Source organism: Streptomyces sp. NPDC096013 (assembly GCF_044763565.1).
Taxonomy (GTDB): domain Bacteria; phylum Actinomycetota; class Actinomycetes; order Streptomycetales; family Streptomycetaceae; genus Streptomyces.
In genome coordinates, this window is the sequence record NZ_JBIWGK010000027.1 from 52465 (window position 1) to 78240 (window position 25776).

20 protein-coding genes are annotated in these 25776 nt (G+C 69.9%); 10 read left to right on the forward strand and 10 right to left on the reverse strand.

Annotation, left to right across the window (positions count from 1 at the left end; all coding sequences use genetic code 11):
• Positions 1–8: 8 nt before the first annotated feature.
• On the reverse strand, positions 9–215 hold the full coding sequence (locus ACIRB1_RS44930) for an acyl-CoA carboxylase subunit epsilon (protein ID WP_352185762.1): 207 nt from the start codon (positions 213–215) through the stop codon (positions 9–11).
• 12 nt (positions 216–227) lie between these two features.
• Positions 228–1829, reverse strand: a complete 1602-nt coding sequence (locus ACIRB1_RS44935; protein WP_352185761.1) for an acyl-CoA carboxylase subunit beta — start codon at positions 1827–1829, stop codon at positions 228–230.
• A gap of 111 nt (positions 1830–1940) precedes the next feature.
• Between ACIRB1_RS44935 and ACIRB1_RS44940 the strand changes: the two genes are divergently transcribed.
• Together ACIRB1_RS44940 and ACIRB1_RS44945 are read left to right on the forward strand one after the other, a co-directional pair.
• A complete protein-coding gene (locus ACIRB1_RS44940) occupies positions 1941–2804 on the forward strand; it encodes a biotin--[acetyl-CoA-carboxylase] ligase (protein ID WP_403469755.1) in 864 nt (287 codons plus the stop codon).
• A 118-nt stretch (positions 2805–2922) separates the two neighbouring features.
• Positions 2923–4050: an adenylate/guanylate cyclase domain-containing protein gene (locus tag ACIRB1_RS44945; RefSeq protein ID WP_352185759.1), complete on the forward strand. Its 1128-nt coding sequence runs from the start codon at positions 2923–2925 to the stop codon at positions 4048–4050.
• An 86-nt stretch (positions 4051–4136) separates the two neighbouring features.
• Here ACIRB1_RS44945 and ACIRB1_RS44950 read toward each other — a convergent pair whose 3' ends face one another.
• Positions 4137–4742: a hypothetical protein gene (locus ACIRB1_RS44950; protein ID WP_403469756.1), complete on the reverse strand. Its 606-nt coding sequence runs from the start codon at positions 4740–4742 to the stop codon at positions 4137–4139.
• Positions 4743–4888: 146 nt separating this feature from the next.
• Between ACIRB1_RS44950 and ACIRB1_RS44955 the strand changes: the two genes are divergently transcribed.
• From ACIRB1_RS44955 to hutH, 3 genes are all read left to right on the forward strand, one after another.
• Positions 4889–5683 carry an enoyl-CoA hydratase/isomerase family protein gene (locus tag ACIRB1_RS44955; protein ID WP_403469757.1) on the forward strand — a complete coding sequence of 265 codons (795 nt, stop codon included), beginning with the start codon at positions 4889–4891 and terminating at the stop codon, positions 5681–5683.
• A 297-nt stretch (positions 5684–5980) separates the two neighbouring features.
• A complete protein-coding gene (locus ACIRB1_RS44960) occupies positions 5981–7126 on the forward strand; it encodes a sensor domain-containing diguanylate cyclase (protein WP_352185756.1) in 1146 nt (381 codons plus the stop codon).
• Positions 7127–7225: 99 nt separating this feature from the next.
• The gene (hutH, locus tag ACIRB1_RS44965; protein WP_403469771.1) at positions 7226–8794 is read left to right on the forward strand and encodes a histidine ammonia-lyase; all 1569 of its coding nucleotides are present in this window, start codon (positions 7226–7228) and stop codon (positions 8792–8794) included.
• A 42-nt stretch (positions 8795–8836) separates the two neighbouring features.
• On the opposite strand, the gene ACIRB1_RS44970 is transcribed toward hutH, so the two are convergent.
• Positions 8837–9649, reverse strand: a complete 813-nt coding sequence (locus ACIRB1_RS44970; protein WP_403469758.1) for a hypothetical protein — start codon at positions 9647–9649, stop codon at positions 8837–8839.
• 41 nt (positions 9650–9690) lie between these two features.
• Entirely contained in the window at positions 9691–9984 is a 294-nt protein-coding gene (locus tag ACIRB1_RS44975) for an LAETG motif-containing sortase-dependent surface protein (RefSeq protein ID WP_352185791.1), read from the reverse strand.
• A gap of 130 nt (positions 9985–10114) precedes the next feature.
• Between ACIRB1_RS44975 and ACIRB1_RS44980 the strand changes: the two genes are divergently transcribed.
• Positions 10115–10468, forward strand: coding sequence for a hypothetical protein (locus tag ACIRB1_RS44980; RefSeq protein ID WP_352185754.1), 354 nt, complete (start codon positions 10115–10117; stop codon positions 10466–10468).
• 230 nt (positions 10469–10698) lie between these two features.
• The gene (locus ACIRB1_RS44985; protein WP_352185753.1) at positions 10699–11949 is read left to right on the forward strand and encodes an Ig-like domain-containing protein; all 1251 of its coding nucleotides are present in this window, start codon (positions 10699–10701) and stop codon (positions 11947–11949) included.
• 592 nt (positions 11950–12541) lie between these two features.
• Here the strand turns inward: ACIRB1_RS44985 and ACIRB1_RS44990 are convergent.
• From ACIRB1_RS44990 to ACIRB1_RS45010, 5 genes are all read right to left on the reverse strand, one after another.
• Positions 12542–13066, reverse strand: coding sequence for a DUF6817 domain-containing protein (locus ACIRB1_RS44990; protein WP_403469759.1), 525 nt, complete (start codon positions 13064–13066; stop codon positions 12542–12544).
• A 74-nt stretch (positions 13067–13140) separates the two neighbouring features.
• Positions 13141–13563: a hypothetical protein gene (locus ACIRB1_RS44995; protein ID WP_403469760.1), complete on the reverse strand. Its 423-nt coding sequence runs from the start codon at positions 13561–13563 to the stop codon at positions 13141–13143.
• 16 nt (positions 13564–13579) lie between these two features.
• Positions 13580–18319, reverse strand: coding sequence for a putative T7SS-secreted protein (locus ACIRB1_RS45000; protein WP_403469761.1), 4740 nt, complete (start codon positions 18317–18319; stop codon positions 13580–13582).
• Positions 18319–18987 (reverse strand): hypothetical protein, encoded by a 669-nt coding sequence (locus ACIRB1_RS45005; protein ID WP_403469762.1) that lies wholly within the window; start codon positions 18985–18987, stop codon positions 18319–18321. Before ACIRB1_RS45005 ends, ACIRB1_RS45000 begins: the two co-directional genes overlap by 1 nt.
• Positions 18984–19538 carry a hypothetical protein gene (locus ACIRB1_RS45010; protein WP_403469763.1) on the reverse strand — a complete coding sequence of 185 codons (555 nt, stop codon included), beginning with the start codon at positions 19536–19538 and terminating at the stop codon, positions 18984–18986. The genes ACIRB1_RS45005 and ACIRB1_RS45010 overlap by 4 nt, the downstream gene beginning before the upstream one ends.
• A 210-nt stretch (positions 19539–19748) precedes the next feature.
• Here ACIRB1_RS45010 and ACIRB1_RS45015 point away from each other — a divergent pair, with 210 nt between their 5' ends.
• From ACIRB1_RS45015 to ACIRB1_RS45025, 3 genes are all read left to right on the forward strand, one after another.
• A complete protein-coding gene (locus tag ACIRB1_RS45015) occupies positions 19749–21215 on the forward strand; it encodes an ABC transporter permease (protein WP_403469764.1) in 1467 nt (488 codons plus the stop codon).
• Between the two features lie 138 nt (positions 21216–21353).
• Complete coding sequence (locus ACIRB1_RS45020; RefSeq protein ID WP_352185744.1) at positions 21354–22040, forward strand: ABC transporter ATP-binding protein; 687 nt, start codon at positions 21354–21356, stop codon at positions 22038–22040.
• A gap of 310 nt (positions 22041–22350) precedes the next feature.
• A complete protein-coding gene (locus ACIRB1_RS45025) occupies positions 22351–25680 on the forward strand; it encodes a S8 family peptidase (RefSeq protein WP_403469765.1) in 3330 nt (1109 codons plus the stop codon).
• Positions 25681–25776: the final 96 nt, after the last annotated feature.

Consider the following 25776-nt stretch of genomic DNA (forward strand, 5'->3'; position numbering starts at 1 on the left):
CGGCTCCCCTAGCTGGGCCAGAAGGTGCGGGTCCATGCGCTTGGGCCGGGCTGGGGAAGCGCCGCGGAAGCGATCCTCGCCGGGTCGGACCACGCGTCGCGCTGCCTCGGAGCGGCCGGCGGAGTGGTCGCCGCCGCCGCTCGGGCCCTCACCACCGCCAGTGCGGCGGCCAGCTCCTCCGGGGTCGGGTTGCCCCGTACGACTTTGATGTTCATGGGGGCGCTCCTCTACAGGGGGATGTTGCCGTGCTTCTTCGGGGGCAGGGACTCGCGCTTGGTACGGAGCTGGCGCAGGCCCCGGACCACATGGCGGCGGGTGTCGGACGGGAGGACGACCGCGTCGATGTAGCCGCGTTCGGCCGCGATGTAGGGGTTGAGGAGGGCGTCCTCGTACTCCTGGATCAGGCGGGCCCTCGTCGCCTCCACGTCGCCTGCCGCCTCCGCCTCGGCGATCGTGCGGCGGTGCAGGATGTTGACCGCGCCCTGGGCGCCCATGACGGCGATCTGGGCGGTCGGCCAGGCGAGGTTGAGGTCGGCGCCGAGGTGCTTGGAGCCCATGACGTCGTAGGCGCCGCCGAAGGCCTTGCGGGTGATCACCGTGATCAGCGGGACCGTCGCCTCCGCGTAGGCGTAGATCAGCTTCGCGCCCCTGCGGATGATGCCGTCGTGCTCCTGGTCGACCCCCGGGAGGAAGCCGGGGACGTCCACGAAGGTGACGACCGGGACGTTGAACGCGTCGCAGGTGCGGACGAAGCGGGCCGCCTTCTCGGAGGCGTCGATGTCCAGACAGCCCGCGAACTGCATCGGCTGGTTCGCCACGATGCCCACCGGGCGGCCCTCGACCCGGCCGAAGCCGGTGAGGATGTTCGGGGCGAAGAGGGGCTGCGTCTCGAAGAACTCGGCGTCGTCCAGGACGTGTTCGATCACCGTGTGCATGTCGTACGGCTGGTTCGCGCTGTCTGGCACCAGGGTGTCCAGCTCGCGGTCCTCGTCCGTGACGGAGAGGTCCGCCTCCTCCGGGAACGCCGGCGGTTCGCTCAGGTTGTTGGACGGCAGGTACGACAGCAGCTGCTTGACGTACTCGATCGCGTCCTTCTCGTCGCCCGCCATGTGGTGGGCCACACCCGACACCGCGTTGTGGGTGCGCGCGCCGCCCAGCTCCTCGAAGCCGACGTCCTCGCCCGTGACCGTCTTGATGACGTCCGGGCCGGTGATGAACATGTGCGAGGTCTGGTCGACCATCACCGTGAAGTCGGTGATCGCGGGCGAGTACACCGCGCCGCCCGCGCACGGGCCCACGACCAGGCTGATCTGCGGGATCACACCGCTCGCGTGCGTGTTGCGGCGGAAGATCTCGCCGTACGCCCCGAGGGAGGCCACGCCCTCCTGGATGCGGGCGCCGCCGGAGTCGTTGATGCCGATGACCGGGCAGCCCGTCTTCAGCGCGAAGTCCATCACCTTGACGATCTTCTGGCCGTAGACCTCGCCCAGCGCGCCGCCGAAGACCGTGAAGTCCTGCGAGAACACGGCGATCGGGCGGCCGTCGACCGTGCCGTAGCCGGAGACGACCCCGTCGCCGTAGGGACGGTTCTGCTCCAGACCGAAGTCCGTGGAGCGGTGCCGGGTGAACTCGTCGAACTCGACGAAGGACCCCTCGTCGAGGAGCAGCTCGATCCGCTCACGAGCCGTCAACTTGCCCTTGGCGTGCTGTTTTTCGACCGCACGTGCCGAGCCGGCGTGGGTCGCCTCCTGGGTACGGCGGTGAAGATCCGCGATCTTCCCGGCGGTCGTGTGAATGTCGATCTCTTGAGGCGCTTCCGGCTCGGACATCGGGATTACGGCTCCCTGCCTGCTCAAAAGGGGGGACGGTTACTCATCCGTAGAGTAGTGGCGGGCCTACCGATCGGCAGTGCGGCGTACAACACACCTAGGGTGGCTTGCATGACGCCGCGAGATGCCTCAGACGACAGCAGCCGTTGGTCCGATCTGGAACGGCCGCCCCTCAACACCGGCGCGCTGCGCCGCGGACTGGTCCGGGCGGGCGGGCTGTGGACCGGCGTGGAGGTCGTCCAGAGCACCGGTTCCACCAACTCCGACCTCGTCGCCCTGGCCGCCGCGGGCAAGGCCGCCGAGGGCACCGTCCTGGTCGCCGAGGAGCAGACCTCCGGGCGCGGGCGGCTCGACCGGCAGTGGACGGCACCAGCCCGCTCGGGACTGTTCTTCTCGGTGCTGCTGGAGCCGGATGACGTGCCCGTGGCCCGCTGGGGCTGGCTCCCGCTGCTCACCGGGGTCGCCGTCGCGACGGGGCTCTCCCGGTCCGCCGGGGTCGACACGGCACTCAAGTGGCCCAACGACCTCCTGGTGACTGTCGGCGGCGAGGAACGCAAGGCCGGAGGCATCCTCGCCGAGCGCGCGGGGGACTCCGCCGTGATCGTCGGCGTCGGCATCAACGTCACCCTCCGCGAGGAGGAGCTGCCCGTGCCCCAGGCCGCCTCCCTCGCCCTCGCCGGAGCCGTCACCACCGACCGCGATCCCCTGCTGAGGGCGGTTCTACGGTCCCTGGAGCACTGGTACGACAAGTGGCGGGTGGCGGGCGGCGACCCGGTGGAGAGCGGCCTCCAGGAGACCTACGCGGCCGGCTGCGCCACGCTCGGCCGTACCGTGCGGGCCGAACTGCCAGGGGACCGGTCGATCACCGGTGAGGCCGTCGCGATCGACGGCGACGGGCGGCTCGTCCTCGCCACCGAGGACGGCGTGCAGGAGCCCGTGGGGGCGGGCGACATCGTCCACCTGCGCCCCGCGTGACACCGACCGCCCTTGCGGCCACCATGTCCGTGTGACTCACGGAGTGAGCTGGCCCACACCTGCCGTAGCATTGGGCCCGGTCGATACCTGACCGTGGCAGATCGGAAGGGCAGCAGGCGTGACCGTCGACGACACGGGCTCCGGCGCGGACGCGGACGGCCGGGTGACCCCCGATGCCGCCGATCCCGGCGAGAACCCGCTCGCGCTGCGTCTCGAAGGACTCATCCTCGGCGCGGAGCGCCGCTACACCCCCTTCCAGGCGGCCCGCACCGCCGGCGTCTCCATGGAGCTGGCCACGCGCTTCTGGCGGGCCATGGGCTTCGCCGACGTCGGCCAGGCCAAGGCGTTCACCGAGGCGGACGTCCTCGCGCTGCGGCGCCTGGCCGGTCTCGTCGAGGCGGGGCTGCTCAGCGAGGCGATGGCGGTGCAGGTGGCCCGCTCCACCGGGCAGACCACCGCGCGGCTGGCCGGCTGGCAGATGGACTCGTTCCTGGAGGGCCTGACCGAACCGCCGGAGCCGGGCATGTCCCGCACCGAGGTGACGTACCCGATCATCGAGCTGCTGCTGCCCGAGCTGGAGGAGTTCCTCGTCTACGTCTGGCGGCGCCAGCTCGCCGCCTCGGCCGGCCGGGTCGTCCAGGCGGGCGACGACGAGGAGATGGTCGACCGGCGCCTGGCCGTCGGCTTCGCGGACCTCGTCGGTTTCACACGGCTGACCCGGCGCATGGAGGAGGAGGAACTCGGCGAACTCGTAGAGGCCTTCGAGACCACCGCCGCCGACCTGGTCGCCGCGCGCGGCGGACGCCTGATCAAGACCCTCGGCGACGAGGTCCTGTTCTCCGCCGACGACGCCGGGGTCGCCGCCGAGATCGCGCTGCGCCTCATCGAGACCATGGCGGGCGACGAGACGATGCCCGAACTCCGCGTCGGCATCGCCTTCGGCACGGTCACCACCCGCATGGGCGACGTCTTCGGCACGACCGTCAACCTGGCCTCCCGCCTCACGTCGATAGCTCCCCGCGACGCCGTCCTCGTCGACAGCGCCTTCGCCGAGGAACTGATCCGCAGCGGCGAGGCCCCCGCCTCCGAGGCGGAGGCGGCGGAGGCCGCGGCCACCGCCGAGAAGGAGGGCGAGGAGCCCCCGACGTACCGCTTCGCCCTCCAGCCGATGTGGCAACGCCCCGTGCGCGGCCTGGGAGTTGTCGAACCCTGGCTGCTCACCCGCCGGGACTCCGCACCGGCGTAGGGCCTGTCTGACCATTCCCGTCGTCGCCCGCAGGGCGGCAGACGGGAATGGTCAGACAGGCCCCAGCCCCAACTCGCGCACGCGGCTCAGTGGTTGGCGAGACCGTCCACGCAGAGCCCGATGATCGGCACGCACAGCCTCGGCCGACTCGGCGTGGGGGAGGGGGAGTCGGCGGGCCGGCTCGGGGCGGGCGTGGGGTCCGGCGCGGTGGTGAGCGTGGGGTGCGGAGCGGGTGCCTCAGGCGGTGGCGTGGCGGCGGCGGTGGCCTCCGGGACGGTCGTCGGACGCACCTCCGCAGGCGTGCGCGGCGCCGTCCCGTACGGAGTCGGTACGACCCCGGAAGCCGTCGTGGGAGTCGCGCTCTCGCCGCCCATCACCGAGGTCGCGGAGGGGGCCGTGGACGGGGCCGTGGAGGGGATCGCGGTCGGGTCGGCATGGATCGTGGCGGCCGCGTTGGCGGGGCGGTCGGCGCTCCGGGTCGCGTCCGGACTGGGCTCGGCCTCGGCGGTACCCACGCCGCCGACTCCGGACTCGGGCGCCAGGCGTACGAGGCTCAGCACCCCGGCGGCCACGGCGAGCCCTCCGACGGCCAGCAGGATCTTGCGGGGCCGGGGGCGGCGGTGCCGGCCCCTCGGGAGCGGTGCTATTTCCTCGGTGTCCTCGGCCCGCTCCGCCTTCGTGCTCGTCGTCACGATCCCTCCCCTGTGGTGTGGCGGACGCACGTTATGCGCTTCTCCGGGCGGTGCGGCGGGAGTTGGGCGTGATGTCACCCGAACGGGGAACCCGCGTGCGATGATCGGGACGAGGTCTGTTAACCCACGTTAACCAGGAGGCGGTCATGGGCGAGGAGCGGTTCGGGGAATTCGTGCTGGTGCGGCGGCACGGGTACGTCGCGGAACTGGTCCTGGACCGGCCCAAGGCCATGAACGCCGTCTCCACGGCGATGGCGGGTTCGATCGCCGAGGCCTGCGCGGCACTGGCGGCGGACCGGGACGTCCGCGTGACCGTGGTGACCTCGTCGCACGAGCGGGCGTTCTGCGTCGGCGCCGACCTCAAGGAGCGCAACTCCCTCACGGACGCGGAACTCGTACGGCAGCGCCCGCTCGCGCGGGCCGCGTACACGGGCGTCCTGGAACTCCCCATGCCGGCGATCGCCGCCGTGCACGGCTTCGCCCTCGGCGGCGGCTTCGAACTGGCCCTGTCCTGCGATCTGATCGTGGCGGACGGCACGGCCGTGGTGGGACTGCCGGAGGTGTCGGTGGGCGTGATCCCGGGCGGCGGCGGTACGCAGCTGCTGCCCCGCAGGGTGGGCGCGGCACGCGCGGCCGAACTGATCTTCACCGCCCGCCGCCTCGACGCGCCCGAGGCGGCGGAGCTGGGCCTGGTGGACGTCCTGGTGGAGCCGGGCCAGGACCGGGAGGAGGCCCTCGCCCTGGGCACCCGCATCGCCGCGAACTCCCCGATCGGCCTACGCGCGGCCAAGCGAGCCCTGCGCCTCGGCCACGGCCTGGACCTCCGAACCGGCCTGGAGGTAGAGGACGCGGCCTGGCGCGCGGTGGCCTTCTCAGGAGACCGAGCAGAGGGCGTAGCAGCCTTCAACGAAAAGCGCCCGCCGGAGTGGCCGGGGGAGTAGGGGAGGGGACCAACACAGCCCCGGCCGGCGCCCACCCCCTTAGGGACGCGACCGACACAGGCCAACCCGCCAACCCGGCCGGCGCCCACCCCCCAGGGGCGCGGGGAACTGCGCGACCAGCCCCCACCGGACCCGCACCCGACAACCACCCCAAGCCCACCCCCACCAGACCCGAACCCAGAACCCGCACCCGACAACCAACCCACCCCACCCCCACCCCACCCCCACCCCACCCCCACGACACCTATTCGCCCCATCAATGTCCCGCTATGCCCCAAACCTCCCTAGCCTGGAGTGATGGGTGAGGACAGGCGGCTGGCGGCCGTGGTGGAGCTCGCGCAGGGGATGGCGGCGGCGCACACCCCGCGAGAGTCCTGGCGGGCGGCGGCAGCCGGAGCATGCCGAGCCCTGGACGCCAGTTTCGCCGCGCTCTCGGTGTGGGAACGCGAGCTGGGAAGACTCAGGGTCCTGGTGAACGTGGGCGAGCGCGCCGAGGGCGAGGAGGAGTTCCCGGACGGCGAGACCTACCCGGTCCACCAGTTCCCCGAGATCACCGAGTTCCTGCACGAACGCTGGGCAGGCGGCGGCGAGCCCAACGCCTGGGTCGAGACCGCCGAGGGCCCGGCCGCCGGCAGCCCCGGCTACTGCCACCAACGCGTGGCGGCCCTACGGCGCCGTAGACGCGGATGCTGTGTCGTCGCGCCGATCGTGCTGCACGGCCGGGCCTGGGGCGAGCTGTATGTGGCACGGCCGGTCGGCGCGCCGGTCTTCGGCCGGGGTGACGCCGACTTCGCGACCGTACTGGCGTCCGTCGTCGCGGCCGGGATCGCCCAGACCGAGCGGCTGGAGGAGGCCCGGCGGCTCGCGTTCACGGACGCGCTCACCGGGCTCGCCAACCGCCGTGCCGTGGATGTGTGCCTGGACGAGGCGATCGAGCGGCACCGGCGGGACGGGGTCGTCGTCAGCCTCGTCGTGTGCGACCTGAACGGACTCAAGCGCGTGAACGACACCCAGGGGCACGCGGTCGGCGACCGGCTCCTCGAACGCTTCGGCTCGGTGCTGTCGTTGTGCGGGGCGATGCTGCCGGGCGCGCTGGCCGCGCGGCTCGGCGGGGACGAGTTCTGTCTGCTCGCGGTCGGACCGCCCGCCGACGAGGTGGTCGACGCGGCCGTCGAACTGTGCCGCCGCGCGGCCGAGTTGGAGCTGGGCGAGGGCGTCGCGTGCGGGGTCGCGTCGACGGAGGACCCGATCGGGGCGGTACGGTCCGGGCGCCGGCTGTTCCGGCTGGCGGACGCCGCCCAGTACCGTGCGAAGGCACTCCGCGCGGACAAGCCGGTGGTTGCCGGGCGCGACGGCCCGGACGATCCGGTCGTACGGCTCGCGGACTCCCCGACGCCGGAGATGCCGGCGGAGCGGCGGCGGTTCCGGGGCCGTAGGACGTGAGCCGCCCGGGGTCGGCGCGTGTGACCTACCTGTAAGGGTCTCAGCGGTCACCCGGTAGTGACACCACCACATTCAATGCGTACGCTCCTGAATATGGATATGCACACTGTGGTGGTGGGGACGTCCGGGGTCACCGCGTCCGACGTCCTCGCCGTGGCGCGCGAGGGCGCCCGGATCGAGCTTTCGGCCGAGGCCGTCACGGCGCTCGCCGCGGCGCGCGAGATCGTGGACGCGCTCGCGGCCAAGCCGGAGCCCGTGTACGGCGTGAGCACCGGCTTCGGGGCGCTGGCGTCCCGGCACATCAGCCCGGAACTGCGCGCCCAGTTGCAGCGCAACATCGTCCGCTCGCACGCCGCCGGCATGGGCCCGCGCGTGGAGCGCGAGGTCGTCCGCGCGCTGATGTTCCTGCGGCTCAAGACCGTCTGCTCGGGCCACACCGGCGTCCGCCCGGAGGTCGCCCAGACCATGGCCGACGTCCTGAACGCCGGGATCACGCCCGTCGTCCACGAGTACGGCTCCCTCGGCTGCTCCGGCGACCTGGCCCCGCTCTCGCACTGCGCGCTGACCCTCATGGGCGAGGGCGACGCGGAGGGCCCGGACGGGGTCGTACGGCCCGCGGGCGAACTGCTCGCCGAACACGGCATCGCACCGGTCGAGTTGCGCGAGAAGGAGGGCCTCGCCCTGCTCAACGGCACCGACGGCATGCTCGGCATGCTGGTCATGGCGCTCGCCGACCTCGACATGCTCTACAAGTCCGCCGACGTCACGGCGGCCCTCTCCCTGGAGGCGCTGCTCGGCACCGACAAGGTGCTCGCGCCCGAGCTGCACGCCATCCGCCCGCACCCCGGGCAGGGCGCCAGTGCCGCCAACATGCTTGCCGTGCTTGACGGTTCGGAGCTGACCGGGCACCACCAGGACGGCGCGCCGCGCGTCCAGGACGCCTACTCGGTGCGGTGCGCCCCGCAGGTCGCCGGTGCCGGACGCGACACCATCGCGCACGCCCGCCTCGTCGCGGAACGGGAGTTGGCGTCCGCCGTCGACAACCCCGTGGTGCTGCCTGGGGGCACCTCCCAGGCTTTTGGCTCTGGGGGAGGGAGGGTCGAGTCCAACGGCAACTTCCATGGCGCGCCGGTGGCCTACGTCCTCGACTTCCTCGCCATCGCCGCCGCCGACCTGGGTTCGATCGCCGAGCGCCGCACCGACCGGCTGCTCGACAAGAACCGCTCGCACGGGCTGCCGCCGTTCCTCGCGGACGACGCCGGTGTCGACTCCGGGCTGATGATCGCCCAGTACACGCAGGCCGCGCTGGTCAGCGAGATGAAGCGGCTGGCGGTGCCCGCCTCCGCCGACTCGATCCCGTCCTCCGCGATGCAGGAGGACCACGTCTCCATGGGCTGGTCGGCCGCCCGCAAGCTGCGCACCGCCGTCGACAACCTCACCCGGATCATCGCCGTCGAGCTGTACGCGGCGACGCGTGCGGTGGAGCTGCGCGAGGGGCTGGCGCCCGCGCCGGCGTCCCGGGCGGTCATCGACGCCGTACGGGCGGCGGGAGTCGAAGGTCCCGGTCCTGACCGGTTCCTGGCTCCCGACCTCGCCGCGGCCGACGCGTTCGTGCGGGGCGGGCATGTGGTCGAGGCCGTGGAGAAGGTCACCGGGCCGTTGCGGTAGGGCAGTCGGGGCCCGGCCGCGGCAACGGCCGGGCCCCGTACGTCACTTCAGCTTGGCGGACTGCGCGGTGACGACCGCGGCCGGGACCGTGTAGGCCTTGTCGGCGATCATCCTGCCGAGGTTCATCGTGTAGTACGACGCGACGTTGTTCCCGTGCCGGACGACGTCGACGTGCACGACGGCCGACTTGCCGTCCGTGTCGTCCATCTCGCCGTTCGCCGCGAACGCCACCGACTCGTCACCGGTCCCCGGGCCCTTCTCGGCGACGACCTTCGAGAACTTCTGCTCGTCGCCGCCCGACCCCGCGGTGAAGCCGCTGGCGCAGTCGGCGACCGCGTCGGACACGGCCTTGACGGCCTTCTGGGCGCCGTCGCCGTCGTACGACGACAGCGTGACGATCGTGACGTCGATGCTCATCGACGCGGTGAGCGCGTCGTCCATCTCGGCGTCGCTCATGTCCTCCAGGGCGGTGGCGGCGGCCGAGGGCTTCTTCTCCGCGGTGGCCATGCGGTTGGTCTCCGCGGACGCGACGGTCGGGGCGAGGCCGCTCATCGGGTAGAGCAGCGGCTTGCACTTCTCCTCGGCCTTGATGCCGGCCCTGGCGGGGCTGCCGCTGACCGCCCCGACCTTGTAGCCGGTGACGTCACCTTGGGTGATGATCCGCTTCTTCAACTCGGCGACGGAGAGCGCCTTGGCGGTGTTCTTCGAGGAGTCCCGCGCGGAATCCCCGGTGCTGCTCCCGGTGTTGCTCTCGGCCTTGTCCGAACCGCCGTCGGAGCAACCGGTGATGAGGGCCAGCGACAGTGCGCCCACCGCGACGGTGACGCACAGCCGTATGCCCGATGATCTCTTCATGAGCGGACTATGAAGCTTGGGTCAAAGAAGCGTCAAGCGAGTTAAAAGCCCAGTCGTTCCCGGCGGACCGAATACGCCACGAATCCGGCGCCGAGGCCGAGGAACACCGTGCCGCCGACGATGTACGGCGTGGTGTCCGGGCTGCCGGTGTCGGCGAGCTGGGTGTGGTCCGAGGTGGCGGTGACGTCCGTCGAGGTGACCCGGGCCTGCTGGGTGACCTGCGAGGCAGGTCTCGCCGAAGTCTCCACTCCGGCCTGGTCGGTCACCGTCGCGTTGGCGGAGGGGACGAACCACAGGGCGCCCAGCAGGGTGCCCGCGGCGGTGGCGGTCAGCATCGTTCGGCGAGCGGTTGACACGGAATATCGATCCCCTTGTGGCGCTGGCGAATTGGCCGTGTGGGGCGATGCTAATGAACTGTGCGGGCTGCGGGAAAGTCGCGGGACCTGTGGGCCGTACGCTCCCGGCATGAGCACCCCAGAGACATCACGCTTTGTACGCCTTCGTGTCGAGCTCGTTCTCGAAGTCGAGAACGAGGACGCCGTGACCAAGGCCGCGCTGGCCAAGATCGCCGACGATCCCGAGCTGCCCGGCGACGAGCGCGGCCACGCCCAGACCGCTGTGACCGAAGACACCGCCGAGGCCCTCGCCTATCTCGTCGACCCGTTCGACCTGGTCAGCGACATGCCCGGGGTCGAACTCGCCCAGGCGTCCTGGAGCAGTGAGGAGATCGACTACGACCCGGATTCGCCGGATTGGGACATCGACGAGGATGATGTCGACGGCGACGATGAATCGGACGGGACGGCAGTGACCGGCTGAGCCGTGCGCGGGAGAGCGAGGCCCCGGGCGGCGACCGCTGTCCGGGGCCTCGTCGTGGACGTGGTGTGGCCCACATCTGGGCGGCAAACGGAACGGTGGGCACCCGTCGTAGCGTTGGTTTCTTAAGGATTTGTTCAACGGGAACTGCGTACGAGGCCAACGGGGTCGCTCCGGGTCAACGGGGTCACTCGGGTTTTCAGGGTTTTTCGGCAACGATGGAGAAGCGTGTGATGACGGACAGTAAGCGGCGCAAGGGTCTGGTGGCCGCGTCCGCACTGCTCGGCGGTGTGCTCGTGCTCACGGCGTGTTCCGGCAGCGACGACAAGTCGTCCGGGAGCGATTCGAGCCAGAGCTCGCAGTCGAAGGTCGACGAGGCGGCGGCGAAGAAGTCCTCCGAGGCCCAGATCAAGATCACACCGGCGGACGGTTCGGACAACGCCTCCATCAACAACTCGGCCGCGGTCACCGTCAGCAAGGGCACGCTCACGGGCGTGACGATGACGACGGCGGACGGCAAGGCCGTCGCGGGCGCCATCTCGGCGGACAAGCTCAGCTGGAAGCCGAGCGCGCAGCTGGACCGCTCGACCACGTACAAGGTCGCGGCCACCGCCAAGGACTCCGCGGGCCTGGTGGCCCACGAGAACGCCTCCTTCACCACGGTCTCCCCGGCCAACAGCTTCATAGGGAACTTCACCCCCGAGGACGGTTCCACGGTCGGCGTCGGCATGCCCGTGTCGATCAACTTCAACAAGGCGATCACGAACAAGGCCGCCGTCCAGAAGGGCATCACCGTCACGTCCAGCGGCGGCCAGGAGGTCGTCTGCCACTGGTTCAACACCCAGCGCATGGACTGCCGCCCCGAGGACTACTGGAAGGAGAACTCCACCGTCACGCTGAAGCTCGCGCTCGACGGCGTCGAGGGCGCCTCCGGGGTCTACGGCGTGCAGCAGAAGACGGTCACCTTCCACATCGGCCGCAACCAGGTCTCGTACGTCGACGCGAAGTCGAAGCAGATGAAGGTGGAGCAGGACGGCAAGGTCGTCAAGACCATCCCGATCTCGGCCGGTTCCCCCGAACACACCACGTACAACGGCCAGATGGTGATGTCCGAGAAGTTCGTCCAGACCCGGATGAACGGCGCGACGGTCGGCTTCACCGACGACGACGGCAAGGGCGAGTACGACATCAAGGACGTCCCCCACGCCATCCGCCTCACCAGCTCCGGCACGTTCATCCACGGCAACTACTGGGGCTCCCCCTCGGTCTTCGGCTCGGTCAACACCAGCCACGGCTGCGTCGGCCTCCAGGACGTGAAGGGCGCGGGCGACAAGAACATGCCGGCGGCCTGGTTCTACAACAACTCGATCGTGGGCGACGTCGTCGTCATCTCCAACACCGGCGACAAGACGGTGGCCCCGGACAACGGCCTCAACGGCTGGAACATGGACTGGGCCCAGTGGAAGGCGGGTTCGGCGGTCTGACCTGACCGGTCAACTCCGCTCCGCGTGAAGGCGGTTGCCCCTGGCTGACGGCTGGGGGCGACCGCCTTTTCGGTGCCTGCCTCAACTGGTCCACGGCATATACGAGTTGCCGGTAATATCCGTCATATGACGCGCCCTCGGGCGCGCCTCCCTTGTTCCGGGTCCCGTCCCCTCGGGGCCCGGCCCGAAGCGAGGCGGTTCCGGGTACGAAAAAAGGCCGCCTCCCTGAGAAAAGGGAGGCGCACCCATGGGACGTCATGCCAGACCAAGGCTGACTCTTGTGTGTCGGTTCACCCGGTGTCTGCCGGAATCGTGGGCCAAGCACGTGAGGAGGTGGTGGCTCTGGTGGATCACCAGGTAGCCGGAGGCCCCCAAAAGGACTAGGGGCCTCCGAAGGCTCCTGAGTGAGCCTGAGCCCCTGTCACGGATACCCGCCGTGGCGGGGGCTCGTTCCTCTTCACCGACGACGATACCGGCTACGGCGTGCGCAGCAACCCCGGCTCGTCAACACGAGGCCGCGCGTGGGTGAACCGGAAGACGGCGGGTGCGAGCCGGACAGGCTCAACAGTCCTGCTTGAGGTGGGTGCTGAGGTCAACCCAGTTGCCGGTTCACGGCCTCGCGGGCGGCGGGGGAGAGCAGGGTGCCGGCGCGGGTGAGGAGGGCGTGCAGGCCAGGGCCGTAGCGCGCGGCCAGTTCCGTGTTGTGGGCCAGGACGTCCAGTTCGTTGGCGGCCGTGATGTCGAAGAACGCGCGCAACTGGTCGACGGGTGGGCTGAGTTCGCGTCCGGTGAAGCGGTCCCGGAAGGCGAGATCCGTCGTCCCGTCGACGCGAGGGTAGACAGCACCGCGGTCGCAGCTGGCGTACAGATAGACCAGTGCCTCGGCCGGTTCACCGATCAGCGCGATGAGCGTGGCCCGGTCGTCGACGGGCAGCAGGTGGGGCGCGAAGCCGTCCGTGCCGTACGTCGCGTGGCACAACCCCGCGGTCTGGACGACGGAATCCGCTCCCCACTCCGCCAACAGCCCCTGCACACGCCCCAGATGGGCCAGCAGTGTCCCACCGGGATGCAGCATGTCATCGGCTCCTCGGTCACGCAGAAACTCCTCGATCTCCATGCGTCCCTTATCCTTCTCTCTCCCGTGGGGCCGGCCTCGGCCAAAAGGCGAGCCGGGTGCACTTGGGCGCGTGACTAGGGCTGAGGGAAGTCCAGCACCAGGATCCAGTACTCACCCTCCTCGGTGGTTGCCGCGCACACGCTATGGCCGGTAATGGAACGAGTAACGAAGAGGAGCTCATCGTCGGCTCCTTCGAAAGCCGAGATGTCGGTGGTTTCAGTCAGTCTCACCTGGACCCACGGATGCCTTAGGCCGACAGCCACCAAGAATGATCCATCATCGGAAATTACCCCCGCGCTCAGTGCATGTGACCGCCAGGATGAGTTGACCTGCAGAGCCGCATCAGCCGTGCTGACCGTGATTCGCTCGACAGGTTTGGCGTCGATGTGAACAACGCGCTGGAATGCCTGTTCTGTGGACGGCCCTTCAGTGCCCGCGAATGGAGAAATTACCTCCAGCCCCGCGCTCTGCAGACGGGAAACGATTGATTCATCCATGGCGACTCCGTAAGGCCTATTTTTCATAGAAGAAGTGGTGATCACCGCCGGGCTTGTCCAATTGGCGGTATCGTTCCATGGTTCCATACCCTTGCTTGGTGTTGTCCCAGCCGAAGTTGACCCAGTTCCGAGAACGGTCCTCCGCGTTGAAGCCCTTGGGTGCTCCTGCGTGGAAGTGTGGCCCCGCCGGGTCATGAGTGTGCTCGACGACAACACGCGATCCGTTCTCAGTCTCGAACTGCCTGAAATTTCCCCAATGGGTCGGGTCTGGTGAATAGACGTGTCCCGGCATGTTCTCCAGCCTTACATCCCCCATGACAGTCCACTCGGCGTCAGGTGCTGTCCCGTACGGCACACCGGCCACGTCGAAGGCTGCTTTCTCCGCATCCCCGCGACTTTTGAACGGGTTGCCCTTTTCGCCTTGCGGGCAAGGAGCGAGCCCATATGGATCGGACGACGTGCATGGATTGGCGACGTACGTATCCGGGTTCGGTGCGGGCGTGAGCCCGAGAGGATCCGGGGTGAGATAGCGGGCCGTCTCAGGATCGTAGTAGCGGAAGTAGTTGTAGTGGAGCAGTGATTCAGGGTCGAAGTACTGACCCGGGAAGCGGAGCGGTGTGTACGTGGTGCTGTCTGCTGCCCAGGCCGTTGTGCCCCACAAGGTGCTGCGGGTGTGCCAGGCGATGTCGCCCTGTTCGTCGATGAGTTCTGTCGGGGTGCCGACCAGATCGGTGACGATGGCGAAGAAGCGGGAGTCGATGTCCTGTTGGGGGATGTCCGCGGTGGTGATGCGTTCTGTCTGGGCTATGGGGGTCAGGCCCTGGTGGTCCCAGGTGAGGGTCACCGGGTGAGGGAGGTCCGGGGACGTGGTGGTCTGCTCGCAGAGGGTGGTGCCGTCCCAGGTGAACTTCACCTTCTCTACGACCGCTTCTACGTCCCTTTCTACGACCGTTTCGGCGTCCGCTGCCAGGCGGAGTTTCGCCGTGCGGCGGCCGAGGGGGTCGTAGGTGTAGCGCCACCGGGTGCCGTCCGGCGTGGTCACCTGGGTGAGGCGGTCCTCGGCGTCCCACTCGTAGCGCCAGGTGTCGGGCTTGCGGGACAGGCGGGTCTTCTGGCGGAGCGTGGTGCGGCCCAGCGCGTCGTGTTCGTAGCGGACGTTGCCCGCTTGGGTGATGCGGGTGCCGGTGTAGGCGCGGGCGCCTGTCGCCTCCTGGCCCGGGTGTCCCGTCGGCCAGTGAGCCTGCGTCTGGTTGCCCGCCTCGTCGTACGCGTACGTCTCGGTCCAGTTCGCCGCGTGGACCGCCGTCACCCGGCCCGCCGCGTCCAGGTCGAAGCGGCGGGTGCCGGAGAGCTGGTCGTCGATCGCCGTGAGGTTGCCGTCGGCTCGGTAGGTGTAGGCGCGGTGCTGGAGGGAGCGGCCGGTCGAGGCCGTCACCGACTGGGTCGTCAGACGGCCGGCCGTGTCGAAGGTGTGGTTCAGGGTGACCATCTCGCCCACCTGGCGGGCCAGTTCGCGGCCGACCTCGTCGTACGTGAAGTCGATGGCGCGACCCGACGCCGTCATGCCGGTGCGGCGGCCGGCGGCGTCGTACGACCAGGTCGTGGTCGCGCCGGTCGGGGTCGTACGGCCGGTACGGCGGCCGAACTCGTCGTACGTGTACGTCAGTTCACGGCCGTCGACCGTCTCCGAGCGGACCCGTCCGTGGCGGTCGCGCAGGATCGTCAGGGTGGTGTCAGGGCCGGTCGCCTGAGCGAGGCCGTCCGTCATGTCGTAGGCGTACGCGGTGACTTGGCCTGCCGCGTCCTTGCGGGTCACCTGGCCCAGTGCGTTGCGTTCGAACTCGATGACCTGGCCGAGGGTGTTCGTGCGGGTGGCCAGGCGGCCTGCCGCGTCGTGGGTGTAGGTGAGGGTGCGGTCGTCGAAGTCCGTTTCCGCGGTCAGGCTGCCTGCCGCGTCGTAGGCGTAACTCCACGTCAGGCCCTGGGGGTTGGTGACTCGGGTGAGGTTCAGTTCGGTGTCGTGGGTGAAGTCGTGGCGGACTCCGTCAGGGCCGGTGCGGGATGTCAGCAGGTCGAAGTGCGTGTACGCGAAGCGGGAGACACCGCCCAACGGGTCTGTGTGGCTGGTGCAGTTGCCCTCGCCGTCGTACGTCCAGGACTCCGTCGTGCCGTCGGGTGCCGTGCGGTGGGACAGCTGGCCCTCGGGCGTCCACGTCAGGCGGGTCGTCGCGCCCAGCGCGTCGGTGACGGTGACAGGCCGGCCGAAGCCGTCGCGTTCGTAGCGGGTGACCTCGCCGAGCGGGTCGGTGATCTCCAGGGGGAGGCCGGTGCGGTCGCAGTGGACGGTCGTGGCCCGGCCCAGCGGGTCGGTCACCTTCGTGAGGCGGCCCGAGTCGTCGTAGGCGAAGTGGGTGGTGTGGCCGGTCGGGTCGGTCACCGATGTGCGGTTGCCGCGGGCGTCGTACGTCTGGCGGAGGACCGTGCCGTCCGGGTTCACCAGCCGTACCGGCAGGCCGAGTTCGTTGTACTCGGCCCGCGCCTCGCGCCCGTCGGGGCGGGTGACCGTGAGCAGGTTGCCGGTCTCGTCGTAGCGGAAGGAGGTGGTGTGGCCGAGCGGGTCGGTGCGGGACAGGAGGCGGTTGTGGCGGTCGCGTCGGTAGCGGGTGACCGAGCCCGTCTCGTCGATCTCGGCCGTCACCTGGGCGCGGTCGTTGACCAGGTAACGGGCCGTGTGGCCCCGCGAGTTGGTGATGGCGGTGACCCGGTCGCCCGTCTCCGGGTCGGTCGTGTCGTAGGTGAAGACGGAGTTGAGGTGGCCTGCCACGCCCGACTGGTGGGTGCAGCGGTCCCGGTCGTCGTAGACGTAGTCGAAGCGGCTGCCGTTGGTGTCGGTCCACGCCGTGATGCGGCCGTGTTCGTCGCAGTCGAAGTGGAGGGGGATGCCTGACGAGTTGGTCACCTCGGTGAGGTGGCCGTCGGTGTAGCCGTATCGGAGGATCTCCTGTGCCTGGCCCTCGCCTGCCGCTCCGGTCAGGGTGAGGGCGGTGACGCGGCCGTGCGCGGTGCTGAACCTCAGCTCGTAGCCGCCGCTGTGGGTGATGCCGAGCGGGGCGCCTTCCGTGTCGTACTCGAAGGTGATCCAGTTGCCGTTGCGGTCGTCGAGCTGTTCCAGGACCGCCAAGTCGGGTCCGCTGTCGGCGAAGTGCCGCACCCGGCCGGAGTCCGGGTCCGTGACGGTGTAGCCGCCGTCCTCGCGGTTCAGGGGCCATCGCGGGCCGTGGCCGGGGAGGGTGGGCAGGCCCGGCGCGGGGTGCGGGTAGGCCAGCAGCAGACCGTCCTCGGCGATGAGGACGACTCCCTCGGCGTCGATCTCCAGCCGCTGGTCCACCGTCGACGACCATGTGGGACCGAACCAACGCCCTGCTCGGTAGGCCGAGTTGAACGTGCGCTTCAGGACCAGCGGCAGTGCGCCCGGCAGGGACAGGTCGGTCTGTGGCAGGACCATGTGGCCCGTGGCGACGTCGATCGGGTCCCGCTCGCAGACCGTCTCCTCCGGGCGCCGACTGGTGCCTTCAGGATGCTCCGTCGCCCCCTTCCGACCCGCCCCCGCCGCATCCCCCGCCGCGTCGCTCGCCGACCGCCGCACCCCCGTCTCCACGGCACTCTCCACCCCGTCCTTGAGCGCCGCCCGCCCGAACGCGGCCTCAAGACCCGCGCCGTCCCCCAGCAGGTTCGGCAGCAATCGCCCCGTCCCCTCCGAGGGGTCCTTCATGAAGTCGTCCAGCATCGTCTTCGCGGCCCGTTCCGGATGGGCGCTCGTCGAAACCAGGCCCGCCAGGGTCATGTTGACGTTCTGGACGTAGGCGGCGGGGTGGGTGAGGTTGTACGGGTCCGTCGGGTTGAGGCCGCGGGCGAAGGTGAGGATGCCCGCGGTGCCCTTCGCGATGCCGGCGTCGAAGTGCAGGATCTCCGTGTTGACGGCCTGGTAGCCGTCGACCGCGTCCGCCTTCAGCCGGGTCAGCGGGGGCGGTTCGGCGGGGGCGTGGGCGAGGGCCTCGCGGACGGCGCGCGCGGCGGTGCGGGCGGCCTCGTCGCGTTGGCGGCGGGCCTCGTGCAGGATCTCGTGGGCGCGTCGCACGGCGGCGGCGCCGGGGTCCGTCGACGGTTCCGGCTTCTTGTCGTCGTCCTTGTGCTTCGCGACGTCCGCCTTGTACGCGTCCGACGCCTTCTTGCCCGGGCCGTACAGGTGGATCGCGTCCCGCGCCTGGCCCTGCGCCCACTCCACCGTGTCCGCGTACGACGACAGCGCCCTGCCCGCCGCGTCGCAGGCGTCCGCCGCCTGGAGCCACTTCGTGGGGTGCATGGCGAACTTCTCGCGGAAGGTGTCGGCCGCCTCGCCCTGCCAGGACGACGAGTTGAGCTTGCGCATGCCGTCGCCGACCTTGTCGAAGGCGGTGAAGAAGTCGGTCAGGTGCTTGGCCGTCGCGCGGATCGCCTTCGGGTCGCCGTGCACGAGGTCGGAGGGCAGGTCGGTGTCGCCGAGTTGCTTCTCGTCCGGGGTGGCGCCGAGCTTCGAGGCGATCCGGTCGCCGGCGTTCTCCACCGCGACGGCGTAGCGGTGGGCGCCGACGTGGTCCAGGCCCTCTCCGATGAGGTCGGTGCCCTTGTCGACCCCCTCGCCGACCAGCTTCTTGCCCGAGTCGACGACATCGCCGACCTTGCTCAGTCCGGAGTTGACCAGATCGCCGATTCCCATCAGCCCGCGTCCCCGCTCTGGGCCTCGGCCGCCTTCGCCCGTTCCTCCGGCGACGGGCCCAACTCGCTGTCCAGGAAGGCGTTGTACTCGTCCCCGCTCACCCCCGCCGCGCTCGCCAGGTTCGCCGGGTTGAGGCCCGGGCCCAGCGGGCTGAAGGTGTGCGAGGTCATCACGTCACGCGCCGCGTCCTTGTAGGCCTGCTCGCTGTTGTCCATCGCCTTGTCCATCGACTCGGCGCTGTAGTCGACGCCGCCGGTGTACTCGTTGTTGCGCACGAGGTCGCCCCAGCTCTCCTTGGTGACCTCGTCCTCCGTGGCGTACGGGTTGCCCATACCCGCGTTCACCACGATCTTCATCGCGCCCTGGACGTACTGGTCCGTCTCGTACAGCGTGCCCGCCGAAAGTCCGACGCCCGCCGCGAAGTTGTTGCCCTCAGCCACCAGCGCGCGCACGCCCCACTCCCAGCGTTCGCAGAACGACGTGAAGCCGGACAGCAGCTCCTCGTTCCCCAACTCAATTCCGGAGAGGGCGAGTTCGGAGAAACCCCGGCCCGCTCCGGCCAGGCTGTCGATGCCCAGGTCCTTCAACTCGCCCAGCACCAGGGTGATCCCCCGCGCTATCTCGTCGAGCCCGGCCGCCCTGATGTCCTGCCCGCCGTCGCCGCTCATCCCCGTGCCTTCCTAGCCGCGTCCACATCCACGCCCGCGTCCACCGCCGCCCCCTCCGGCACGATCCCCGTCACCGGCGGAAACAGCACGCCCTCGCCCTCGGTCCCCACATCCAGCGCCACCCCGCACGGCACACCCGCCGCCGGCACCGCCGCGTCCAACAAGCGCGCTCCCAGAAGCCGTTGATACGGCCACTCCCGCCCGCCTTCACCCCTCGCGATCGCGAACCGCGCCAACGCCGACTCGGTGGAGAACGCGTAGATCCACCGGATGCCGCCGAAATCGCCGACGAGGGGTGCGTCGTCCCGATCTGTCGGCACCAGCACCGCCGTACGGCGGAACTCGCCCAGCAGTACGGCGAATTCATGCCGCCCGCGTGCCACCGCGTCGTCGCTGTTCAGGGGCTCGGAGGCGTCGGCGGGCGCGGCGGATGGACCTGCCTCGCCCATCTCCGCGTAGTCCAGCAGCCGGGACCGGCGTATCTCCCCGGCCTCCTCGGTGCTCTCGCCGCCGTCCGCCATGTCGTTGTCGTCTCCCCCGCGATCGGACATGGGTGAAATCATCACATCAGCACATCGCGTACGGCAACGCGGAAAGCGGTGACAGGCCGGAGGCGGGGTCGCAAACGTCGTAAACCGGCGTGAGGCGCTTCCTCGTTGACAGCCCCGCGCGGGGTCATTCCTTGGCCACGGACAGCCTTCTCATCGTTCTCTTATGTCGGCCTTATGGCATCATCACGCGCTGTACCTAGCTTGCGGGCCATGTTCTTCACCTACCTGAGGCGCGAGTTGCGCCGCCGCAGAAAAGCGGCCCTCGTCGTCGCCTCCGGCCTCGCACTGGGCATTGCGCTGGTCATCGTGGTCAACTCCGTGTCCTCCGGCATGGGGAAGGCCCAGGACAAGGTCCTCCAGTCCCTGTACGGACTCGGTACGGACATGACCGTCACCAAGGCGGCCACGCCCACGGCCAGCGGCTCTCAGCAGCCGCGGTTCCAGTTCGACGCCAACAACAACGGCGACAGCAAGACGCAGAGCAGTGACCGTGTCATGGTGCAGGGCTTCACCACGCTGGCCTCCACCACCGTCACCAAGGTGGCCGGGCAGAAGGGCGTCTCCGACGCCGTCGGCGGGCTGAGCCTCAACGTCGTCAAGGTCGACGGGCAGTTCACCCGCGGCCAGTTCCAGCAGAACCAGGGGAGCGGTACCGGAGGCGGCGGCGGCAACCGCGGCGGCGGCACCGGCGCGCCGCAGGGCCAAGTCACCGGCGGTGGCGCCAACTTCAACATCAACGCGTACACGGTCTACGGCACGGACGTCACCAAGCCCGCGCTCGGCCCGCTGACCTCCTCGAAGATCACCAGCGGCCGTACCTTCACCACCGCGGAGACCGACGCGAAGGTCGTCGTCGCCGACTCGGCGTACGCCAAGGAGAAGAAGCTCAAGGTCGGTTCGACCGTCACGATCAAGAGCGTCAAGTACAAGGTCATCGGTATCGCCACCGCGACCAGCGGTGACGCGGCGGCCAACCTGTACGTCCCGCTGAAGCAGGCGCAGACCCTGAGCGGCGACACGAACAAGGTCACCACGATCTACGTCAAGGCGACCGACTCGAAGCAGATCTCGGCCGTCAAGAAGACCATCACGAGCAATGTCTCGGGTACGACGGTCACCACGTCCGCCGATCTCGCCGACACGGTCTCCGGCTCCCTGTCCACCGCCTCCTCCCTCGCCACCAGCGTCGGCAAGTGGCTGTCGATCGCGGTCCTGATCGCCGCGTTCCTGGTCGCCGGCCTGCTCACCTCCTCGGCGGTCTCGCGCCGGGTGCGGGAGTTCGGCACGCTGAAGGCGCTCGGCTGGAAGTCCGGCCGGGTGACCCGGCAGGTGGTCGGCGAGGCCATCGTCAACGGCCTGGTCGGCGGCGTCCTCGGCATCGCGCTCGGCCTGGCGGGCGCGTACGTCGTCACCGCGATCAGCCCGACCCTCTCGGCCTCCCTCGGCAGCACGGGCGGCGGCCGTGCGGGCGGCGGACCCGGCGGCGGTGGCGGCTTCGGCGGCGGCCGGCAGGCCGCGGCCAAGACCCTCGACGTAGCCCTGACCGCCCCGGTCAACGCCACCACCATCGTCCTCGCGGTGGGCCTCGCGGTGGCCGGCGGCCTGATCGCGGGAGCCTTCGGCGGCTGGCGGGCGTCCCGGCTCCGCCCGGCGGACGCGCTGCGCCGGGTCGAGTAGCGAGCACCGGTACGGGTCCGTCGTGGTGGTCAGCGGTACCCCGCCCTCACGGGGCGCGGGGAACCGCGCGACCGGCCACGACGGACCCGCGGACGACTGACGACGCCCAACCCCCTTCACCCATCCAGGAGTTGCACCATGTACGAACTAAGAGGCGTCACCAAGCTCTACTCACGAGGCAAGGAGACCGTCCACGCCCTCGACGGCATCGACCTCACCATCGGCGACGGCGACCGCCTGGTCATCCAGGGCCCGACCGGCGGCGGCAAGTCCACCCTGCTCCAGATGATCGGCGCCCTCGACCGCCCCACCGCGGGCGAAATCGTCCTGGACGGCACCGACTTGGCGAAACTCTCCGAGGCCAAGCTCACCAGGGTCCGCAGCGAGAACATCGGTTTCGTGTTCCAGTCCTTCAACCTGATCCCGACCCTCACCGCCCAGGAGAACGTCGAGACCGCCCTCGTACCCCTCGGCACCAAGGCGAAGGAACGCCGCGAACGGGCCGCCGAGGCACTGAAGTCGGTCGGCCTCGGGGAGCGCCTCGGCCACCTCCCCGGCGAGATGTCCGGAGGGCAGCAGCAGCGCGTCGCCATCGCCCGCGCACTCGTCAAGCAGCCCAAGGTGCTCCTCGCGGACGAACCGACCGGCAACCTCGACGAGTCGATGCGCGACGAGATCATGGACGTACTGGAGCGCATGTGGAAGGAACACGGGCTGACCTTCATCATGGTCACCCACGACTCCGCCATCGCGAAGAAGGCCCCGCGGCTCGCGACCATCCGCAAGGGCAAGATCACGGTGAAGGAGAACGCCGGGTCCAAGTGAACCCGACAGCAGGTCCGGACAACTCGCCTTTCCGGTGGGGGAGTTCGGCGATCGGCCGAGTGACTCGGCGGCCCCTTAGCCGAGTTCTCGCAGCCTTCACCCGTCGACTGCGTAACGGAGTCCGGGCGACGGCGTAACAGTTCGCGGATGCGCTTTCTCACCCTTCTCTCATCTCTTGAGCGGGTGATCACCCCTCGGCATACTGCGTGTTCCGGGGGGTGTCACGCACGGGTGTGCGGGCTTTCCCCCGGCCGGGTGAACGGGGAATTCGCCCGGTACCTCAGCTCCAGGGGGAGCCTTGCGCAGACACGTGAAGAGAGCGTGCGCGGCCACCGTCGCCGCGTCCGCCGCCGTAGCCCTCGCCGCCGGAATGACCAGCCCGGCGTCGGCGAAGCCCGAACCGAGTGCGGCCTGTGCCGCCCAACTCGGGGCCGCACAGGCGCGGCTCAAGGGCAGCCATCGCATCACCCTGATCACCGGCGACCGCGTCACCGTCGACGCGAAGGGCCGGGTCGCCGGTCTGGAGCAGGCAAAGGGCCGTGAACACATACCGGTTCAGGTCCGCAGGCTCGACGGGCACACGCTCGTCATACCCGTGGACGCGGCCCGGCTGATCGCGTCCGGCAAGCTCGACCAGCGGCTCTTCGACATCACCGAGCTGAACAAGTCGGCGGAGCGCGCCTCCCAGAAGTCCGGCCTGAAGGTCATCGTCGGCTACCAGGGCGCGGCCACCGCGACCAAGGCCGACGTCCGGGACGCGGGCAGGCTGCGCCAGTCCCTGAAGACGCTGAACGCCGACGCCGTCCAGACCCCGCGGCAGGACGCCTCCGAGCTGTGGAAGGCCGTCACGAACGGCGACAGGTCGGCGTCCGGCATCGCGCACGTCTGGCTCGACGGCGTCCGCAAGGCCAGCCTCGACAAGTCCGTCCCGCAGATCGGCGCCCCGAAGGCATGGGCGGCCGGCTACACGGGCAAGGGCGTCAAGATCGCCGTACTCGACACGGGAGTCGACGCCGACCACCCCGACCTGAAGACCCAGGTCATCGAGTCCAAGAACTTCTCCACCGCCGCCGACGCGAACGACCACTTCGGGCACGGCACGCACGTCGCCTCGATCGCCGCGGGCACCGGCGCCAAGTCGCACGGCAAGTACAAGGGTGTCGCACCCGACGCGAAGATCCTCAACGGCAAGGTCCTCGACGACAACGGCTCGGGCGACGACTCCGGCATCCTCGCCGGCATGGAGTGGGCGGCCCAACAGGGCGCCGACATCGTCAACCTGAGCCTCGGCGGCCAGGACACCCCGGGGATCGACCCGTTGGAGGCGGAGGTCGACAAGCTCTCCGCAGAGAAGGGCATCCTGTTCGCGATCGCCGCGGGCAACGAGGGCCCCGAGTCGATCGGTTCGCCCGGCAGCGCCGACGCGGCCCTCACGGTCGGCGCGGTCGACGGCAACGACAAGCTCGCCGACTTCTCCTCCACCGGCCCGCGAGTCGGCGACGGCGCCATCAAGCCGGACGTCACCGCGCCGGGCGTCGACATCACCGCCGCCGCGGCCCCGGGCAGCGTCATCGACAAGGAGGTCGGCGAGAACCCGCCCGGCTACCTGACCATCTCGGGTACATCGATGGCGACCCCGCACGTCGCCGGTGCCGCCGCCATCCTCAAGCAGGAGCACCCGAGTTGGGGCTACGCCGAGCTGAAGGGCGCGCTCACCGGCTCCGCGAAGGGCGGCAACTACACGCCGTTCCAGCAGGGTTCGGGCCGGATCGCCGTCGACAAGGCCATCAGGCAGAGCGTCATCGCCGACCCGGTGTCGGAGAGCTTCGGCGTCCAGCAGTGGCCGCACACCGACGACACCCCGGTCACCAAGCAGGTCACCTACCGCAACCTCGGCACCACCGCCGTCACCCTCAAGCTCACGGTGGCCGCCACCAACCCCAGGGGCCAGGCGGCGCCTTCGGGCTTCTTCAAGCTCGCCAAGACCTCGGTGACGGTACCGGCGGGCGGCACGGCTCCGGTCGGCCTGACCGTCGACACCAAGCTCGGCGGCACACTCGACGGCGCCTACTCCGCGTACGTGACGGCTACCGGCGGCGGGCAGAGCGTCCGTACGGCCGCGGCCGTGGTGCGCGAAGTCCAGTCGTACGACCTCACGTTGAAGTTCATCAACCGTGACGGCACCCCCGCCAAGTACTACACGGCCACGGTCTCGGGCCTGTCCGGCCTCGGCGCGGGAACCTTCGCCGCTCCCTACGACGCCTCCGGCACCGTCAAGGTCCGTGTCCCCAAGGGCGGTTACGTCCTCGACACCGGCGTCTTCGTGGACCCGGAGGACTTCTCCAAGGGTGCCGACTGGATCGCCCGGCCCAAGCTGACCATCGACCGGAACACCACGGTCACGCTCGACGCCCGCACCACCAGGCCCGTCGACATCACCGTGCCGGACACCGGCGCCAAGGCGGCCTTCGCTTCGCCGAGTTACTCGCTCACGACGTCGGACGACGGTGCCTCCTTCGGCTGGCTCATGGAGTCGTACGCCAACTTCCGCTCCGCGCACCTCGGTCCGCGGATCACCGACGGCTCGCTCACCGAGCAGTGGGACGCGCACTTCCTCAAGGGCGCCGACGAGCAGTACGACACCACGACCGGCGGCACGGTCCAGCAGCTCGCCACCGGCTTCACCAAGCACTACAAGGCGAGCGAACTCGCCACGGTGAAGGCCCGCATGGGCGCCGCCGCCAGCGGCAAGACCGGCGCGCTCACCGCCTTCGGCTACCTGCCCGACTCCTTCGGCGCCTCCGGCATCGGCAGCCCGCAGCCGCTGCCCGGCACCCGTGTCCTGCACGTCTCCACCATCAACGGCGCCCAGTGGGAACTGGACTTCGAGCAGGACGCCGGACTCGACCCGGACGGCTTCCCGATCGCCGAGTCCTACTACGTCTCGAACAGCCCGGAGACCTTCACGTCCGGCCGGACGTACACCCGGACCTTCAACACGGCGGTCTTCGGCCCCCACCTCGGCGACTTCTACGGCGTCTACCGCAACGGCAACGAGATCTCCGGGTTCGTGCCGCTGTTCGCCGACTCCGCGCAGCACACGGGCTCGTCGCTGTTCACCTCGGTCAACACGACCCTGTACCGCAACGGCACGAAGGTGGGCTCCAACCACGACCCGCTGCTCGGCGACGGGACGTTCAAGGTCCCGGCCGCCAACGCCTCGTACAAGCTGACCACTTCGGTCATCCGGAGCGTCAAGGTGGCCGCCGCCTCCACCCGGATCGACGCGAGCTGGACCTTCTCCTCGAAGAAGCCCTCCGGCGCCGGCATGGCCCAACTCCCGCTCTCCACCGCCCGGTTCAACGCCACGACCGGCCTCGACAGCCGCGTCGCGGCCGGCCGGAAGGCGACCTTCCCGGTCACCGTCGAGGGCGCCGCCGCCGGCCGCAACCTCAAGTCCCTCGGCGTGTGGGTGTCGTACGACTACGGCCAGACCTGGAAGAAGATCCCCGTCGTCAACGGCAGGATCACCGTCACCAACCCGGCCAAGGGCAAGGCCATTTCGTTCCACGCGAAGATCGCCGACAAGAAGGGCAACAAGTCGACGATCTCGATCTACAACGCGTTCTACGGCAAGTGAGCCGCTAGGCCGTGTCCGCAAAGTCCCGCCTGCCTCGCGACGCCCGGCACGCACGCTCGCCGCACCGCCCGGAAGCCCAAGTACGTCCAGTACGGG